Raw genomic sequence first — 16,419 nt, 5'->3', positions numbered from 1 at the left:
CCACCCATCCGACACGAAGAGGTGCCGATGACGGAGCGCAAGCGCGTGGCGCTCGCCCGCGCCCTGGTCACCCGGCCGCGGCTGCTGCTCCTGGACGAGCCCGCCGGCGGGCTCGGTCCCGCGGACATCGACCGGCTCGCGGGAACCGTGCGCGACGTGTCCGGCGCCGGCTGCTCCGTGCTGCCGGTCGAGCACCACGTCGACTTGGTGACGGACGTGGCCGACCGTGTGGTGGTGCTCGACTTCGGGCACGTCATCGCCGCCGGCACGCCCGACGAGGTGCGCCGCGGCCCCGCCGTCGAGGAGGCCTACCTCGGCATGCCCGCCGGGACCGGGGCCTCGGAGCAGACGGCATGAGCACCCTGACGATCGAGCGCCTCACCGTCGGTCCGTCTACGTGGCCTTCGCGATCACGTCCGCCACCGGGGAGAACGAGGGCATCCCGGTCACCGAGTGACCGGGGTCCGGCGAGGGCGCCGCACCGGAACCAGAACCACCGCAGGGAAGGGGAACCATGACGAACGAGCTGCCCGGCCTGGACGTCGTCGGCCTGTCCGCCTGGCTGGCCAGGGAGCACCCGGAGCTCGCGGGTCCGGACACCGGCCCGGGCCCCGGGCTGACGGCGACCCTCGTCCCCGGCGGCCGCAGCAACCTCACCTACCGGGTGGACGGCGCCGCCCGTCCGCTGGTGCTGCGGCGCCCGCCGCTGGGGCACGTGCTGTCCAGCGCGCACGACATGCGGCGCGAGCACCGCGTCATCACCGCCCTGGCGGGGACGATCCCGGTGCCGCCCACGGTGGCGGTGGTGGACGACACCGCCGCCGCCGAGGTCACGGGCACCGTGTTCTTCGTCATGGAGTACGTGGCCGGCGCCGCCCTGGCCCGGCCCGAGGACAACGCGGCCTGGACCCCCGCGGGCCTGGGCCGGCTCGCGACCGAGCTGGCCGAGGTGCTGGCGGACCTGCACGGCACCGACCCCGTCGCGGTCGGGCTGGCCGACTTCGGCCGGCCCGCCGGGTACCTGGGCCGTCAGCTCAAGACCTGGCGGCGCCAGTACGACGCCTCCAGGTCGCGGCCCCAGCCGCTCCTGGACACCCTCCAGGAGCGGCTGGCGGACGCGGTGCCCGACGACGGGGCGCGCTCCGGCATCGTGCACGGCGACTACCGGCTCGACAACGTGCTCGTGGCCGGGCGGCCCGACGCGCCCCACGTCGCGGCGGTGCTGGACTGGGAGATGGCCACGCTCGGCGACCCGCTCGTGGACCTGGGCATGCTCGGCATGTACTGGGACATCCACGAGCTGACGCGGGCGGCCGGCGTCGTCGGCGTCGCCGGGGCGATCGTGCCCGGCGCGGGCTACCCGGACTTCGCCGAGGTCATCGACGCCTACGCGGCCCGCGCCGGCATCGCCGTGCCGGACCTGGCCTGGTACCGGGCGTTCGCCTGCTACAAGCTCGCGGTCATCCTCGAGGGCATCAACTACCGGTTCACCGGCGGCCAGACCGTCGGCGCCGGGTTCGACACGATCGGCGCCCTGGTGGCGCCGCTGGCCGCCGAGGGGCTGGCCCGGCTCGGCGTCGCGACCGGCGGCGTCGTCCCGTCCCGTCCCGCCACCACGGAAGGGGGAGCCTGATGGACTTCGCACCCGACGAGACGACCCGGGAGGTCACCGGCCGGGTCCGGGACTTCCTGGCGGACGACGTGCTGCCCGCCGAGCCCGTGCTCGCCGCGCAGCTCGCGGCCACCCCCGACGACTGGTCGTTCCGGCCCGTCGTGCGCCACCTGCAGGCCACGGCCCGCGAGCGGGGCCTGTGGAACCTGTTCGGCGGCCTGACCAACCTGCAGTACGCCCCCGTGGCCGAGCTGACCGGGTACAGCCCCCGGCTCGCGCCCGTCGCCATGAACTGCGCCGCGCCCGACACCGGCAACATGGAGCTGCTCGCCCACTTCGCCACACCCGAGCAGCGCGAGCGCTGGCTCGACCCGTTGCTGGACGGCGCGCAGCGGTCGGCGTTCTGCATGACCGAGCCCGGCGTCGCGTCGTCGGACGCCACGAACATCGCCACCCGCATCGTGCGCGAGGGCGACGAGTACGTGATCACCGGCCGCAAGTGGTTCGCCACGGGCGCGATGAACCCGGACTGCGGGCTGCTGGTCGTGATGGGCAAGACGGACCCGGACGCGCCCCGGCACCGGCAGCAGTCCATGGTGCTCGTGCCCCGCGACACCCCCGGCGTCACCGTGCTGCGCGGCCTGACCGTGCTGGGCTACGACGACCGCGACCACGGCGGCCACGCCGAGATCGTGTTCGACGACGTCCGCGTGCCTGCCACCGCGCTGCTGGGCGGCGAGGGCGACGGGTTCGCCATGGCCCAGGCCCGCCTCGGGCCCGGCCGCATCCACCACTGCATGCGCGCCCTCGGCACGGCCGAGCGGGCGCTGGACCTGGTGCGCGAGCGCGCCGCCGAGCGGGTCGCGTTCGGCCGGCCGCTCGCCGACCAGGGCGTGGTGCGCGAGTGGGCCGCCACCTCCCGCATCGAGATCGAGTCGCTGCGCCTGCTCGTGCTCAAGACCGCCTGGCTCATGGACACCGTCGGCAACAAGGCCGCCATGACCGAGATCCAGGCCATCAAGATCGCGGTACCCCGCGCCGTCGGGCAGATCCTGGACCGCGCCGTCCAGGTGTTCGGCGCCGCCGGGGTCTCCGGCGACCACCCCCTGGCCGAGCTGCTCGCCGGCGTCCGCACCCTGCGCCTGGCCGACGGGCCCGACGAGGTGCACCTCGCCTCCCTCGGCCGGGCCGAGCTCCGCCGTCGCGCGCCCTACCTGGCGCGGCCCTCCGCAACCCCGTCAGCCCCGTCAACCGTCGAAGGAGACCCGACATGACCCCAGCACCCGCCGCCGCGCCCGACCCCGCCGTCGACGGACCCGGCTACGGCACCCTGTCCGTCGCGAGCATGCTCGCCGAGACCGCCCGCCGGTACCCCGGCCGCCCCGCCCTGTACTTCCTGGGGCAGGCCACCAGCTACGGCGACCTCTGGGACCAGACCCGCGCGTACGCGGGGGCGCTCGCGGCCCGGGGCATCGGGCCGGGCTCGCGCGTGGCGATGATCGTGCCGAACGTGCCCGACTTCGCGCGCGTCTACTACGCCACCCTCGCGCTCGGCGCCGTCGTGGTCCCGGTGCACCTGCTGTTCCGCACCGACGAGATCGAGTTCGTGCTGCGGGACGCGGGGGCCGACGTCGTGGTGGTCGCCGCCCCGATGCTGGCGGAGGCCGCCCCCGCGGCCGCGCGGGCCGGCGTGCCGCTGCTGACCGTGCTGCTGCCGCAGGACGCCGCCCGCCGGCTCGCCGACCAGGGCACCCCGGTGGGGCGGCTGGAGGACGAGGCGGCCGCGGCCACGCCGATCGAGCGGCACGCGAGCGTCAACCCCCTGGCCGCGGCCACCATCCTGTACACGAGCGGCACCACGGGCACGCCCAAGGGCGCGGTGGGCTCGCACCTGGCGATGGTCGAGCAGGTGCACTGCTCCCTGATCGACTCGTTCGACCTGCGGCCCGACGACGTGGTGTACGGCGGCCTGCCGTTCTTCCACTCGTTCGGCCAGATGGCGGTGCTCAACATGGCGTTCCGGCGCGGCGCGTCGATCGTGCTGCTGCCCCGGTTCGACCCGGACGAGGCCCTGGAGCTGCTGGTGGCGCACGGCGCGACCGTGTTCACGGCCGTGCCGACCAACTTCGCGGGCATGGTCGAGGCGGCCCGCCGGTCGGCGGCGCGGCCCCCGCTGCGGTTCGCCGTCTCCGGCGGTGCGGCCCTGCCGGTGGCGCTGCTGGAGGCGTTCGAGGAGGCGTACGGCGCGCAGGTGCACGAGGGGTACGGGCTCACCGAGACGTCGCCGTCGTGCACCTTCAACGTGACGTCCGAACCCATCCGGCCCGGGACCGTGGGCCGCCCCATGTGGGGCGTCGACGTGGCCGTGGCGGTGGCCGAGGTGGAGGACCGGGTCGAGCTGCTGCCCGCCCCGGCGCCGGGCTCCGCGGCCGGGGAGCAGAGCGAGCTGGGCGAGATCGTGGTGCGCGGGCACAACCTGATGAAGGGGTACCTGGGCCGCCCGGACGCCTCGGCGGCCGCCGTCGTGGACGGGTGGTTCCGCACCGGCGACCTGGGCACCGTCGACGCGGACGGCATCGTGACGGTCGTGGACCGCAAGAAGGACATGATCATCCGCAACGGCTACAACGTGTATCCCACGGAGGTCGAGGCGGTGCTGGCCCGCTACCCGGGGGTCGCGCTGGCCGCGGTGTTCGGCGTGCCCGACGCCGCGCGCGGGCAGGAGGTGCACGCCGCCGTCGTGCCGTCCTCCGGGGCCGACGTGGACCCGGACGCCGTGGTCGCGTACATGAAGGAGCACGTCGCGGCGTACAAGTACCCCCGCGTGGTGCACGTCTCCCCGGACCTGCCGCTGGGCCCGAGCGGCAAGGTGCTCAAGCGCGAGCTGACGGCCCGGCACTCGGCCCCGGACCTGGCTCGGGAGGGGTGACGCCGAGGTGGTGCTCGACCGCGGCGCGGATCACGTCCGGCACCGGCACGGGTCGGCGCGCGGCCTGGTCCACGAAGACGTGCGTGAAGCTGCCCGTCGCGTACGCCTCGCTCCGGTCGGGCGCGCCCGCGCGCAGGATCGCCAGGTCCCAGGTGAGCGAGGTGCGCCCGAGGCGCCCGACGGCGACGTCGACCTCCAGCTCCTCGGGGAACGACGCCGGGGCGAGGAACTCGCACGAGGAGGCGCGGGCGAGCCCGATCACGGCGCCCGCCGGGTCCAGGTCGGTGTGCCTGATGAGCCAGGTGTTCACCGCCGTGTCCATGGCCTCGTAGTAGACGGTGTTGTTCATGTGCCCGTACTGGTCGTTGTCGTTCCAGCGCAGCGGGAAGGGGTGCCGATAGCCCATCGAGGCAGCGTAGCCCGGCCCCCAGGGGTCGGTGCAACATCCCCAAGAATGATGCATACTGGACATGCAGATCGACGATGATCGGAGGACCGATGACGCTCGCACCCGAGCCACCCGCCACGGACCTGCTGGAGGCGGACTTCTACGCGTTCCAGGACCTGCTCACCCCGGCCGAGCAGAAGAAGGCCCTGGCCGTCCGGGAGTTCATGGAGCGCGAGGTGCGCCCCATCGCGGACGACTACTGGGAGCGCGCCGAGTGCCCCGTGCACCTGTTCAAGCCCTACGCGCAGCTCGGCACCGTCGGGTCGGGCTGGGCCGAGACGCAGGGGGAGGACACCTCGGCCGTGTTCCGCGGCTGGGTGGGCATGGAGACGGCGCGCGTCGACTCCTCGTTCTGCACCTTCATCGGGGTCTCCGGCGGCCTGGCGATGACCTCGATCGGCCTCGGCGGCTCCGCCGAGCAGCGCGAGCAGTGGCTGCCGCCCATGGCGGCCGGCGACGTGATCGGCGCGTTCGGGCTCACCGAGCCCCTGGCCGGCTCCGACACCGCCAAGGGCCTGCGCACCACCGCCACCCGCACCGGCGACACCTGGGTGCTCAACGGCGCCAAGCGCTGGATCGGCAACGCCACGTTCGCCGACGTCGTGGTCATCTGGGCCAAGGACACCGCCGACGACCAGGTCAAGGGTTTCCTGGTGCGCAAGGGCACGCCCGGCTTCACCGCCACCAAGATCGAGCGCAAGCAGTCCCTGCGCATCGTGCAGAACGCCGACATCGTGCTCGACGGCGTCCGCGTCGACGAGGCCGACCGCCTGCAGCACATCAACAGCTTCCGCGACGTCGCCAAGGTGCTGCGCATCACCCGCGACGGCGTGTCCTGGCAGGCGCTGGGCACCATGATCGGCGCCTACGAGGCCGCCGTGGCCTACACCAGGCAGCGCGAGCAGTTCGGCAACCCCATCGCCAGCTACCAGCTCATCCAGGACAAGCTCGCCACGGCGTACGCGAACGTGACGGCGAGCTTCGCCATGTGCGTCCGCGTGGCACAGCTCCAGGACCGCGGCACCCAGACCGACGCCCACGCCGCGATGGCCAAGGCGTTCGTCACCACCCGCATGCGCGAGACCGTCGCGCTGTGCCGGGAGGCGTGCGGCGGCAACGGGATCACACTGGATCACGGCGTGGCGCGGTTCTTCGCCGACGCCGAGGCGGTCTACACGTTCGAGGGGACCAAGGACATGAACCAGCTCATCGTGGGCCGCGCCATCACCGGCCACGCGGCGTTCGTCTGAGGGCGCCGCCCACCTGGCTCACCACTGGCTCAAGGAGGAGCACATGACCGAGGCCTACATCGTGGCCACCGCGCGCTCGCCCATCGGGCGCGCGCACAAGGGGTCGCTGAAGGACGTGCGCCCCGACGACCTCGCCGCCGAGATGGTGCGCGCCGCCGTCGGGCGGGTGCCGGGGCTGGACCCGGCGCGGATCGACGACCTGCTGCTGGGCTGCGGCCTGCCGGGCGGCAAGCAGGGCATGAACCTGGCGCGCATCGTCGCGGTGCTGTGCGGCTGGGACACCGTGCCCGGCGCGACCGTCACGCGCTACTGCAGCTCCAGCCTGCAGACCACGCGCATGGCGTTCCACGCGATCAAGGCGGGCGAGGGCGACGTCTTCGTCTCCGCGGGCGTGGAGTCCGTCAGCTCGTTCGCGACCGGGTCGAGCGACTACATCCCGGGCGTGGACCTGCACAACCCCGTCTTCGCCGACGCCCTGGCCCGCACCGAGAAGCGCGCCGGGGCCGGCACCGGCCTGTGGACCGACCCGCGGCTGGAGGGCGTGCTGCCCGACGCGTACATCTCGATGGGGCAGACGGCGGAGAACGTCGCCGCCCTGCGCGGCATCACGCGCGCCGAGCAGGACGAGTTCGCCGCCCGCAGCCAGCAGCGTGCGCAGGCCGCCGTCGCGGCCGGCTTCTGGGCCCGGGACATCACGCCCGTCACCCTGCCCGACGGCACGGTCGTGTCCGCCGACGACGGCCCGCGGCCGGGCACCACCGTGGAGAAGCTCGCGACGCTGGAGCCGGTGTTCCGCCCCGACGGCAGCGTCACCGCGGGCAACGCCTGCCCGCTGAACGACGGCGCCGCCGCGGTCGTCGTCGTCTCCGGCCGGGTCGTCGACGAGCTCGGTCTGACGCCGCTGGCCCGCATCGTGTCCACCGGGGTCAGCGGGCTGTCCCCGGAGATCATGGGGCTCGGCCCCGTCGACGCCAGCCGGCAGGCGCTGCGCCGCGCGGGGCTCACGGTCGACGACATGGACCTCGTGGAGATCAACGAGGCGTTCGCCGCGCAGGTGGTCCCGTCGGCGCGCGAGCTAGGCGTGGACGAGGAGCGGCTGAACGTCAACGGCGGCGCCATCGCCGTGGGCCACCCGTTCGGGATGACCGGGGCGCGCATCACCTCCACCCTGATCAACGCGCTCGCGGACACCGGCGGCCAGTACGGTCTGGAGACGATGTGCGTGGGCGGCGGGCAGGGCATGGCGATGGTGCTGGAGAAGCTCTGAAGGGAGCAGGCGTGCGGATCACCGGTGCGGTGCTGGAGCGCTGCGGCGCGCCCGCGCCCTATGCGGAGTCCCGGCCGGTCACGGTCGGGCCGCTGGAGCTCGACCCGCCGGGTGACGGCGAGGTGCTGGTGCGCATCGAGGCCGCGGGGCTGTGCCACTCCGACCTGTCGGTCGTGGACGGCAACCGCGCCCGGCCGGTGCCGATGCTGCTCGGCCACGAGGCCGCCGGCGTCGTGGAGGCGACCGGCCCCGGCGCGCGCCTCGCCGTCTGGCAGCGGGTGGTCATGACGTTCCTGCCGCGCTGCGGGCAGTGCGCGCAGTGCGCCACCGACGGGCGGCTGCCCTGTGGGGTGGGGTCGGCGGCCAACGCGGCCGGGACGCTCGTGGGCGGCGGGCGCCGGCTGCGCCGGGCTGTCCCGGCCGGGTCCGGCGAGGCCCAGGAGGTGCACCACCACCTCGGCGTGAGCGCGTTCGCGAGCCACGCCGTGGTCTCCGAGACCTCCGTGGTGCCCGTGGACCATGACGTCCCGCCCGACATCGCGGCCCTGCTCGGCTGCGCGGTGCTGACCGGCGGCGGCGCCGTCGTCAACGCGGGCCGCCCCGCCCCGGGCGACCGGGTGGCCGTCGTGGGGCTCGGGGGTGTGGGCATGGCGGCGCTCCTGGTGGCCGTGGCGCTCGGGCACGAGGTCGTGGGCGTCGACGCCGTGCCCGCCAAGCTCGACCTGGCGCGCGAGCTGGGCGCGACCCTCGCGGTCGGGCCGCAGGAGGCCGCCGACCAGGGGCTGCGCGCTCCCGTGGTGATCGAGGCGGCGGGCTCGGCCCGCGCGTTCGAGACGGCCTACGCCGTCACGGCCCCGGGCGGCACCACCGTCACGGTGGGGCTGCCCCATCCCGACGCGCGGGCGAGCATCTCGCCGCTCAGCCTCACCGCCGAGGCCCGCACCGTGGTGGGCTCCTACCTCGGCTCGGCCGTGCCGAGCCGCGACATCCCGCGCTACGTCGAGCTGTGGCGCGCCGGGCGGCTGCCCCTGGAGCGCCTGGTGTCCGACCGCATCACCCTGGACGACCTGCCCGCCGCGCTGGACCGCCTCGCCTCCGGCGCGGCGCTGCGGCAGCTCGTGATGTTCTGACCTGAGAAGTTCACGCAACGAGAGGAAACCCTGATGACTCGTACAGCCATCGTCACCGGAGCGGCCCGCGGCATCGGCGCCGCGACGGCCCGCCGGCTCGCGCAGGACGGCTTCGCCGTCGCCGTCCTGGACCTCCTGGAGGACCAGGCGAAGACCACCGCGGAGGCCATCGTGGCGGACGGCGGGCGCGCGCTCGCCGTCGGCGTCGACGTCGCCGACGAGGACTCGGTCGCCGCCGCCGTCGCCCGTGTCACCGCCGAGCTGGGCGCGCCTACCGTGCTGGTGAACAACGCCGGGATCCTGCGCGACAACCTGCTGTTCAAGATGTCGGTGGGCGACTGGGACGCGGTGCTGGGCGTGCACCTGCGGGGCGCGTTCCTGATGACGCGGGCCGTGCAGGCGCACATGGTGGAGGCGAAGTACGGCCGCATCGTGAACCTGTCCTCGACGTCGGCGCTCGGCAACCGCGGCCAGGCCAACTACTCGGCGGCCAAGGCGGGCATGCAGGGCTTCACCAAGACCCTGGCGATCGAGCTCGGCAAGTTCGGCGTCACGGCGAACGCCGTGGCGCCGGGCGTGATCGAGACCGACATGATCCGGGAGACGGCCGAGCGCATCGGGGTGTCCCTGTCCGACTACCTGAGCGTGGCCGCCAAGGACGTCCCCGTGGGCCGCGTGGGCCAGCCCGAGGACATCGCGAACGCCGTGTCGTTCTTCTGCGCCGAGCAGTCGGGGTTCGTCTCGGGCCAGGTGCTGTACGTGGCGGGTGGGCCCAAGGCATGAGCACCGGCGTGGACGGCGTCATCGCCGTCGACTCACCGGCCGACCTCGCCGACGCCGTGGGCCGGACCGCCACGGGCGAGTGGTTCGAGGTCACGCAGGAGCGGATCGCCGCCTTCGCCGACGCGACCGAGGACCACCAGTGGATCCACCTCGACGCCGAGCGGGCGGCCGCCGGGCCGTTCGGCTCCACGATCGCGCACGGCTACCTCACCCTGTCGCTGCTGCCGCACCTGGCGTCCTCGCTCGTCGAGGTGGGCGGCGTCGCCATGGTGATGAACTACGGCATGGACCGGCTGCGGTTCCTCAGCCCGGTGCCCTCGGGCGCGCGGGTGCGGGCCGTCACCGAGATCCTCTCGGCCGAGCCGGCGGCGGCCGGCGTGCGGCTCGCCTCGAAGGTCACCGTCGAGATCGAGGGGGCCGAGAAGCCGGCCCTGGTCGCGCACACCCTGTCGCTCTACGTGCTGGAGACCTGAGGGCTCCTGCGGCCCGGCCGAGCGCTGGGCTGTTGCGACACGACATCTGTTGCGGAACGACACGAGGTACCGATCCCGGTTCGGGATCGGTACCTCGTGTCGTTCCGGTCAGATGCTCTTGACCGAACTGTTCGGCACAGCCCGACCTGTCGAGCCCGCCGCAGTGTTGCGAACAGATGGTTTGACAGGTGCGCCGCGGAGCGATGTACTGGTGTTCTATCGAACATGTGTTCGTAAGTGCTCCACCACCGGTCTCTCGCCGGCAGGCACCATCGCTGGAGGGACATGACCGTCGTAACCATCTCCTCGAAGGCCGGGACCGACGCCAGGCAAGCCGGCACCGCCGACACCGTCACGAAGCACGCGCAGGCGCTCGCGGCGCTGCGGCACGCCGAGGCGCGCACCGGCGTGCGCAAGCAGGCCACGGCCGCGCGGACCGCCGTCCAGACCGTCCGCGCCGAGCAGCCCGGCGAGCCGCGGCGGGTGCAGGTCCGGGCGCTGCGGGGCGGGCTCTCGACCGAGCCCGCGTCCGCGGTGGGCGACCGGTCCGCGGCGAGCCCCGCGCCGTCGTCGGGCAGCCGGGTGAGCGGAACCGCCGGACCGGGTGAGGGCGCGCGCGTGCTGCCCGTGCACCCGCACCTCGCGACCCTCCTGCCCGACGGCGGCCTGCGGTCCGGGACCACCGTCGCGGTCCGGGGCTCGACGTCGCTGCTGCTCACGCTGCTCGCCGAGGCGTCCCGCGACGGGGCCTGGACGGTGCTGGTCGGGTACCCGGCCGCCGGGATGGCCGCCGCGGCCGACGCCGGGTGCGACCTGACCCGCACCCTGGTGGTCCCGCTGCCGGCCGGGTCGGGGGTGGACGCGCCCGCCGTGCTCGCCGCGCTGATCGACGGCATGGACCTGGTGGTGGTCGGGCCGGAGGTGGCGCTGCTGGACCAGGACCGCCGCCGGCTGTCGGCCCGCGCCCGGGAACGAGGAACCGTGCTGGTCCCCACCGCCCCGTTGAGTGCTGGATATTCGCCCCTCCAACGGCCCTCGACGGGGCGAATGTCCAGCACTCAACGGGACGCGGGGGACTGGGCGGGGGCCCACGTGGTGCTCGAGGCCACGGGAGGGGCCTGGTCGGGGGTCGACGGCGGGGTGGGCTGGCTGCGACGTCGGACCCTGCGGGTGCGGCGCACCGGGCGGGGGAGCGCGGCGCGTCCGGTGCACCTGGACGTGGAGGTGCCGGTGTGCCGGACGGGCCCGGGCGGCCTGGCCGGGGTGCACGACGGCGTCGAGACCTCGGGCGTGACCGAGATGCGCGCCGGTGCCGAGATGCCGGACGTCGTCGGGATGGTCGCCGGGGACGCCGAGGCGCCGGACGAGGCCGTCGAGAGCCGGCCGCCGCTGGAGCTGGTGGGATGACGGCGTCCGGGGCCGCGACCCGCACCGCCTGCCTCTGGGTGCCCGACTGGCCGGTCGTCGCCGCCCTGGTCGTCGCCGGCCTGGGCCCCGAGGTGCCCGCCGCCGTCACGGGCGGTCCCGGCGGGCGGATCGTCGCGGTGTCCGCCCCCGCGCGCAGCGCCGGGGTGCGCCGCGGCATGCGCCGTCGCGAGGCCCAGGGGCGCTGCCCCGACCTGCAGCTCTGGACCGCCGACGACGCCCGCGACGCCCGCGAGTTCGAACCCGTCGCCGTGGCCGCCGAGACCGTGGTCTCCGGGCTGGAGATCGCCCGCCCGGGACTGCTCCTGCTGCCGTCGGGCGGCGCGGCCCGCTACCACGGCTCCGAGCACGACCTGGCGCGCGAGCTGACCGAGCAGGTCGCCGTCCGCACCGGCCACGAGTGCCAGGTCGGGGTCGCGGACGGTTTCCTGGCCGCCGTCCTGGCCGCGCGGGACGACGCCGTCGTGCCGCCGGGGGACTCCCGGGACTACCTCGCGCCCCGTCCCGCCGCGGTGCTCGTGCACGCCCGGCCCGCCGACCGGGCGCTGACCGAGCTGGTCGACCTGTGGCGCCGCCTCGGCGTGCGCACGCTCGCGGACCTGGCCGCCCTGCCCGACGCCGCCGTCGCCGCCCGGTTCGGCGACCTCGGTGTCTGGGCGCAGCGCCTCGCCCGCGGGCAGGACGTGCGCCCGCCCGCCCGGCGCCGGCTCGTCGAGGACCTGACCGTCACCGAGGAGCTGGACCCGCCGGCGCACCGGGTCGACGTCGCGACCTTCGCCGCCCGCCGCCTGGCCGAGCGACTGCACGACGACCTGCACCAGCGCGGCCTGGCGTGCGGCCGGCTGCGGATCACGGCGCGCGCCGTCGACCCGGTCACGGGCGAGGCCCGCACCCTGGAGCGGCTGTGGCGCACCGACGACACCCTCGGCGGGCTGTCGGCCGCCCGGATCACCGACCGCGTGCGCTGGCAGCTCGAGGGCTGGCTCACGGCGTCGTCCCTCGGGCAGGGCGAGCAGCCCGCCCCGATCGCGGGCCTCAGCCTGGCGGCCGAGGAGGTCGCCCCCGCCGGAGCCCTGCAGCCGCGCCTCTGGGGGCCTGGTGCGGGCGAGGACCTGCGCGCCCGCCGCGCCGTCGAGCGTGTGCAGGCCCTGCTCGGCGGCGACGCCGTGCTCACCGTGCGGCTCCAGGGCGGGCGCGACCCCCGCGACCGCGTGCAGCTCGTGCCCTACGGCGAGCAGGTCCCGCCCGAGCGCGACCCCGACCGGCCCTGGCCCGGCGCCCTCCCGCCCCCGGCGCCGTCGGTCGTGCTGCCCGAGCCCGTGCCCGCGCACGTGCTCGACGCCGACGGGCGGCCCGTCGTCGTCGGCGTGCGGCTGGCGGTCAGCGGCGAACCGGCCCGCGTGGTGGTGCCGGGGGAGGCGGCGGGCGGCGGCTCGGACGGTGCGGACGGCGGTGCGTCCGGCAGCGCGGACGACGACGGCGCGTGGGCCGGTCTCGACGCCGCCGTCGTCGACTGGGCCGGACCCTGGCCGGTCGCCGAACGGTGGTGGACGTCCCGGGGCAAGCGCCGCGTGTTCCTCCAGGTGGTGGTCGACGGCCCCGCCGGACGGCCGGGGGAGCTCACGCTCGGCCTGCTGCTGTCGTCGGCGGCGGGGGCCTGGTCCCTGGAGGCCCTCTATGACTGAGCCCGTGCCGTACGCCGAGCTGCACGCGCACTCCGCGTTCAGCTTTCTCGACGGCGCCTCCCACCCCGAGGAGCTCGCCGCCGAGGGGGCTCGGCTCGGGCTCAAGGCGCTCGCGGTCACCGACCACGACGGGCTGTACGGGGTGGTGCGGTTCTCGGAGGCCGCGAAGAAGGTCCAGCTCCCCACCGCGTTCGGGGCGGAGCTGCACCTGCCGGCCCCGGCCGGCGTGGGCGACGCACCCGTGCTCGACCCGCCCACGGGGATCCCCGATCCGCGCGCGACGCACCTGCTCGTGCTGGCGCGCGGGCCGCAGGGGTACCGCAACCTGTCGAGCGCGATCGGCACCGCGCACCTCGACGCGGGCGTCAAGGGTGCCGCGAACTACACGCTGGAGGGGCTGGGCGAGGCGGCGTCGGGCGAGTGGCTGGTCCTGACGGGCTGCCGCAAGGGTCCGGTCCGCCAGACCCTGATGGTCCCGTCGGGGAACCGGAGTGATCGGTTGGCGGGTGGGCGGCGGGAGCTGGCGCGCCTGGTCGATGTGTTCGGGCGGGACAACGTGGTCGTCGAGATCACCGCGACCGGCGACCCCCGCGACGCCGACCTGCACGCCGCGCTCGCCCTTCTCGCACAGGAGGCGGGCCTGCCGCTCGTCGCCACCACCGCCGCGCACTACGCCCGCCCCCGGGACGCCGACCTGGCGGGCGCCCTGGCCGCCGTCCGCGCCCGGTCCAGCCTGGACGACCTGGACGGCTGGCTGCCCGGCGCGCCCACCGCCCACCTGCGCAGCGGTGCGGAGATGGCCCGCCTGCACCGGCTGCACCCGCAGGCCGTGGCGACGGCGGCCGCGCTGGGCGCCGAGTGCGCGTTCGACCTGGAGCTCATCGCGCCGAACCTGCCGCCGTACCCCGTCGGGGAGGGGCACGACGAGGCCTCCTGGCTGCGCGAGCTCACCCACCGCGGCGCGACCGCCCGCTACGGACCGCGGGAGAACAACCCGAAGGCGTGGGCGCAGATCGACCACGAGCTGAGGGTCATCACCGACCTGGGCTTCCCCGGGTACTTCCTGGTGGTCTACGACCTCGTGGAGTTCTGCCGCACCCACGGCATCCTCGCGCAGGGCCGGGGCAGCGCGGCCAACTCCGCCGTCTGCTACGCGCTGGGGATCACCGCCGTGGACGCCGTCCGGCACGAGCTGCTGTTCGAGCGCTTCCTCGCACCGGAGCGGGACGGCCCGCCGGACATCGACATCGACATCGAGTCGGTGCGCCGCGAGGAGGTGATCCAGTACGTCTACGAGCGGTTCGGGCGTACGCACGCGGCGCAGGTCGCCAACGTCATCTCCTACCGGCCGCGGTCCGCGGTGCGCGACGCCGCCCGCGCGCTCGGGTACGACGTCGGCCAGCAGGACGCGTGGTCCAAGAGCATCGAACGCTGGGGCACGCTCAAGCCGAGGGCGACCACTTCGCCGTCGGGCACCTCGGGGCCGCCGCCGGACGGCGCCCCGGGCGCCGGACCCGCCCCGCAGAACCGGACCGCCGCCAAGGACGCCCGCATGACGGCGCTGTGGGGACCGGGCGAGGGCGGTGCCTTCGTCGACGTGCTGGCGCAGGAGGCGCGCGCCCCGGGCGAGCCCCGGGAGCGCGCCGACGACAGCCACGACGTGGTGCCGTTCCGCACCCCGCCGTCGGCGGCGCAGGAGGGGGAGATCCCCGACGACGTGCTCGACCTGGCCGACCGGATGCTCCGCCTGCCGCGCCACCTGGGCATCCACTCCGGCGGCATGGTCATGTGCGACCGTCCGGTGATCGAGGTGGTACCCGTCGAGTGGGCCCGCATGGAGGGGCGCACCGTGCTCCAGTGGGACAAGGAGGACTGCGCCGACGCCAAGCTGGTGAAGTTCGACCTGCTGGGCCTGGGCATGCTGACCGCCATCCGGTACGCGTTCGAGTTCATCGAGGAGCACACCGGGGAGCGGCCCACGCTGCACGGCCTGCCGCAGGACGACCCCGCCGTCTACGACCTGCTGTGCGCGGCCGACACCGTGGGCGTGTTCCAGGTCGAGTCGCGCGCCCAGATGGCGACGCTGCCGCGCCTGCGGCCGCGCACGTTCTACGACATCGTCGTGGAGGTCGCGCTCATCCGGCCCGGCCCCATCCAGGGCGGGTCCGTGCACCCGTACATCGAGCGTGCGCGCGGGCGGGAGCCCGTGTCGTACCCGCACCCGCTGCTGGAGAAGTCCCTGAGCCGCACCCTGGGCGTGCCGCTGTTCCAGGAGCAGCTCATGCAGATGGCGATCGACGTCGCCGGGTTCTCGGGCAAGGAGGCCGACCAGCTGCGGCGGGCCATGGGGTCCAAACGGTCGGTCGAGCGCATGGAGGCGCTGCGCGAACGGCTCTTCGCCGGGATGACGGCCAACGACGTGCCCCCGGACGTGCAGGAGGAGATCTTCGAGAAGCTCAAGGCGTTCGCCGACTTCGGCTTCCCCGAGTCGCACGCCTACTCCTTCGCGTACCTGGTCTACGCGAGCTCGTGGCTCAAGGTGTACCACCCGGCCGCGTTCTACGCGGGGCTGCTCGCGGCCCAGCCCATGGGGTTCTACTCCCCGCAGTCCCTCGTCGCAGACGCGCGCCGGCACGGGGTGCGCGTGCTGCGGCCCTCGGTCGCGGCGTCGCGCGTGCTCTCGTCGGTCGAGCGGGCCGACGGAGAGCTCGTGGTCCGCATGGGACTGGAGTCCGTGCGCGGCATCGGCAAGGACAAGGCGGAGGAGATCGTCGCGGCGCGGGACGCCGCCGGCCTCGCGGGGTTCGTGTCGCTGCGGGACCTGGTGCGGCGGGTCGAGCTGTCGACGGTGCAGCTCGAGGCGCTCGCGACCGGCGGCGCGCTGGAGCCGTTCGGCGTCGAGCGCCGGGCGGGGCTGTGGGCCGCGGGAGCCCTGGGCCAGGAGGGGCCGACGACGCTGCCCGGCGTCAGCGTCGGCGTCGACGCCCCGATGCTGCCGGGGATGAGCGAGGTCGAGCTGTCGCAGGCCGACGCGTGGGCGACCGGCGTCACGCCCGACTCGTACCCGACGCAGCACGTCCGGCCGGGACTGGAGACGGCCGGCGTGCTCACCGTGGCCCAGGCGATGGTGACCGAGCCGGGACGCCGGGTCGCCGTCGGCGGGGTGGTGACGCACCGGCAGCGGCCGGGCACGGCCGGAGGCGTGACGTTCCTGTCCCTGGAGGACGAGACGGGTCTGCTGAACGTGATCTGCACCGTCGGGCTGTGGCAGCGGTTCCGCCGGGTCGCGCGGTCGGCGCAGGCCATGGTGATCCGGGGGCGGATCGAGGCCGCCGACGGCGCCGTCAACCTCCTGGCGGAACACCTCGCCCCGCTGACGCTGGCGGTCCCGGGGCGGTCGCGGGACTTCCGGTAGGC

13 protein-coding genes are annotated in these 16,419 nt (G+C 74.9%); 12 read left to right on the top strand and 1 reads right to left on the bottom strand.

All coding sequences use genetic code 11. The features are described 5' to 3' along the window. Positions 1–27: 27 nt before the first annotated feature. The 4 genes from AB0I29_RS19830 to AB0I29_RS19815 all read left to right on the top strand — a co-directional run bounded on the left by AB0I29_RS19830 (position 28) and on the right by AB0I29_RS19815 (position 4,541). Complete coding sequence (locus tag AB0I29_RS19830) at positions 28–357, top strand: ATP-binding cassette domain-containing protein (RefSeq protein WP_357484714.1); 330 nt, start codon at positions 28–30, stop codon at positions 355–357. A 157-nt stretch (positions 358–514) separates the two neighbouring features. Then, entirely contained in the window at positions 515–1,633 is a 1,119-nt protein-coding gene (locus tag AB0I29_RS19825; protein ID WP_357484711.1) for a phosphotransferase family protein, read from the top strand. Beyond that, on the top strand, positions 1,633–2,886 hold the full coding sequence (locus AB0I29_RS19820; protein WP_285106851.1) for an acyl-CoA dehydrogenase family protein: 1,254 nt from the start codon (positions 1,633–1,635) through the stop codon (positions 2,884–2,886). The genes AB0I29_RS19825 and AB0I29_RS19820 overlap by 1 nt, the downstream gene beginning before the upstream one ends. Next, complete coding sequence (locus AB0I29_RS19815) at positions 2,883–4,541, top strand: AMP-binding protein (protein WP_357484707.1); 1,659 nt, start codon at positions 2,883–2,885, stop codon at positions 4,539–4,541. Before AB0I29_RS19820 ends, AB0I29_RS19815 begins: the two co-directional genes overlap by 4 nt. Here AB0I29_RS19815 and AB0I29_RS19810 read toward each other — a convergent pair. Beyond that, entirely contained in the window at positions 4,486–4,947 is a 462-nt protein-coding gene (locus AB0I29_RS19810; protein WP_357484704.1) for a thioesterase family protein, read from the bottom strand. The two genes, AB0I29_RS19815 and AB0I29_RS19810, sit on opposite strands and share 56 nt — an antisense overlap. A gap of 92 nt (positions 4,948–5,039) precedes the next feature. Here AB0I29_RS19810 and AB0I29_RS19805 point away from each other — a divergent pair, with 92 nt between their 5' ends. From AB0I29_RS19805 to AB0I29_RS19770, 8 genes are all read left to right on the top strand, one after another. After that, positions 5,040–6,239, top strand: a complete 1,200-nt coding sequence (locus AB0I29_RS19805; RefSeq protein WP_357484701.1) for an acyl-CoA dehydrogenase family protein — start codon at positions 5,040–5,042, stop codon at positions 6,237–6,239. A gap of 43 nt (positions 6,240–6,282) precedes the next feature. Then, positions 6,283–7,506 (top strand): acetyl-CoA C-acetyltransferase, encoded by a 1,224-nt coding sequence (locus AB0I29_RS19800; protein ID WP_357484698.1) that lies wholly within the window; start codon positions 6,283–6,285, stop codon positions 7,504–7,506. Positions 7,507–7,517: 11 nt separating this feature from the next. Next, positions 7,518–8,636, top strand: a complete 1,119-nt coding sequence (locus AB0I29_RS19795) for a zinc-binding dehydrogenase (protein ID WP_357484695.1) — start codon at positions 7,518–7,520, stop codon at positions 8,634–8,636. A 33-nt stretch (positions 8,637–8,669) separates the two neighbouring features. Continuing rightward, complete coding sequence (fabG, locus tag AB0I29_RS19790) at positions 8,670–9,419, top strand: 3-oxoacyl-ACP reductase FabG (RefSeq protein ID WP_285106861.1); 750 nt, start codon at positions 8,670–8,672, stop codon at positions 9,417–9,419. After that, on the top strand, positions 9,416–9,892 hold the full coding sequence (locus AB0I29_RS19785; protein WP_285106863.1) for a MaoC family dehydratase: 477 nt from the start codon (positions 9,416–9,418) through the stop codon (positions 9,890–9,892). The genes fabG and AB0I29_RS19785 overlap by 4 nt, the downstream gene beginning before the upstream one ends. 285 nt (positions 9,893–10,177) lie before the next feature. Next, positions 10,178–11,299 (top strand): hypothetical protein, encoded by a 1,122-nt coding sequence (locus AB0I29_RS19780; RefSeq protein WP_357484690.1) that lies wholly within the window; start codon positions 10,178–10,180, stop codon positions 11,297–11,299. Continuing rightward, positions 11,296–13,002: a DNA polymerase Y family protein gene (locus AB0I29_RS19775; RefSeq protein WP_357484687.1), complete on the top strand. Its 1,707-nt coding sequence runs from the start codon at positions 11,296–11,298 to the stop codon at positions 13,000–13,002. The genes AB0I29_RS19780 and AB0I29_RS19775 overlap by 4 nt, the downstream gene beginning before the upstream one ends. Beyond that, positions 12,995–16,417 (top strand): error-prone DNA polymerase, encoded by a 3,423-nt coding sequence (locus tag AB0I29_RS19770; protein ID WP_357484684.1) that lies wholly within the window; start codon positions 12,995–12,997, stop codon positions 16,415–16,417. Before AB0I29_RS19775 ends, AB0I29_RS19770 begins: the two co-directional genes overlap by 8 nt. Positions 16,418–16,419: the final 2 nt, after the last annotated feature.

It is taken from the genome of Promicromonospora sp. NPDC050262 (assembly GCF_040655935.1).
GTDB lineage: Bacteria > Actinomycetota > Actinomycetes > Actinomycetales > Cellulomonadaceae > Promicromonospora.
This window is presented reverse-complemented; position numbering and strand designations above follow the sequence as displayed.

Coding starts and splice junctions, on each gene's coding strand:
- AB0I29_RS19775 (WP_357484687.1), top strand. CDS start 11,296: ATGACGGCGTCCGGGGCCGCGACCCGCACCGCCTGCCTCTGGGTGCCC.
- AB0I29_RS19770 (WP_357484684.1), top strand. CDS start 12,995: ATGACTGAGCCCGTGCCGTACGCCGAGCTGCACGCGCACTCCGCGTTC.
- fabG (WP_285106861.1), top strand. CDS start 8,670: ATGACTCGTACAGCCATCGTCACCGGAGCGGCCCGCGGCATCGGCGCC.
- AB0I29_RS19830 (WP_357484714.1), top strand. CDS start 28: ATGACGGAGCGCAAGCGCGTGGCGCTCGCCCGCGCCCTGGTCACCCGG.
- AB0I29_RS19810 (WP_357484704.1), bottom strand. CDS start 4,947: ATGGGCTATCGGCACCCCTTCCCGCTGCGCTGGAACGACAACGACCAG.
- AB0I29_RS19825 (WP_357484711.1), top strand. CDS start 515: ATGACGAACGAGCTGCCCGGCCTGGACGTCGTCGGCCTGTCCGCCTGG.
- AB0I29_RS19780 (WP_357484690.1), top strand. CDS start 10,178: ATGACCGTCGTAACCATCTCCTCGAAGGCCGGGACCGACGCCAGGCAA.
- AB0I29_RS19815 (WP_357484707.1), top strand. CDS start 2,883: ATGACCCCAGCACCCGCCGCCGCGCCCGACCCCGCCGTCGACGGACCC.
- AB0I29_RS19820 (WP_285106851.1), top strand. CDS start 1,633: ATGGACTTCGCACCCGACGAGACGACCCGGGAGGTCACCGGCCGGGTC.
- AB0I29_RS19805 (WP_357484701.1), top strand. CDS start 5,040: ATGACGCTCGCACCCGAGCCACCCGCCACGGACCTGCTGGAGGCGGAC.
- AB0I29_RS19800 (WP_357484698.1), top strand. CDS start 6,283: ATGACCGAGGCCTACATCGTGGCCACCGCGCGCTCGCCCATCGGGCGC.
- AB0I29_RS19785 (WP_285106863.1), top strand. CDS start 9,416: ATGAGCACCGGCGTGGACGGCGTCATCGCCGTCGACTCACCGGCCGAC.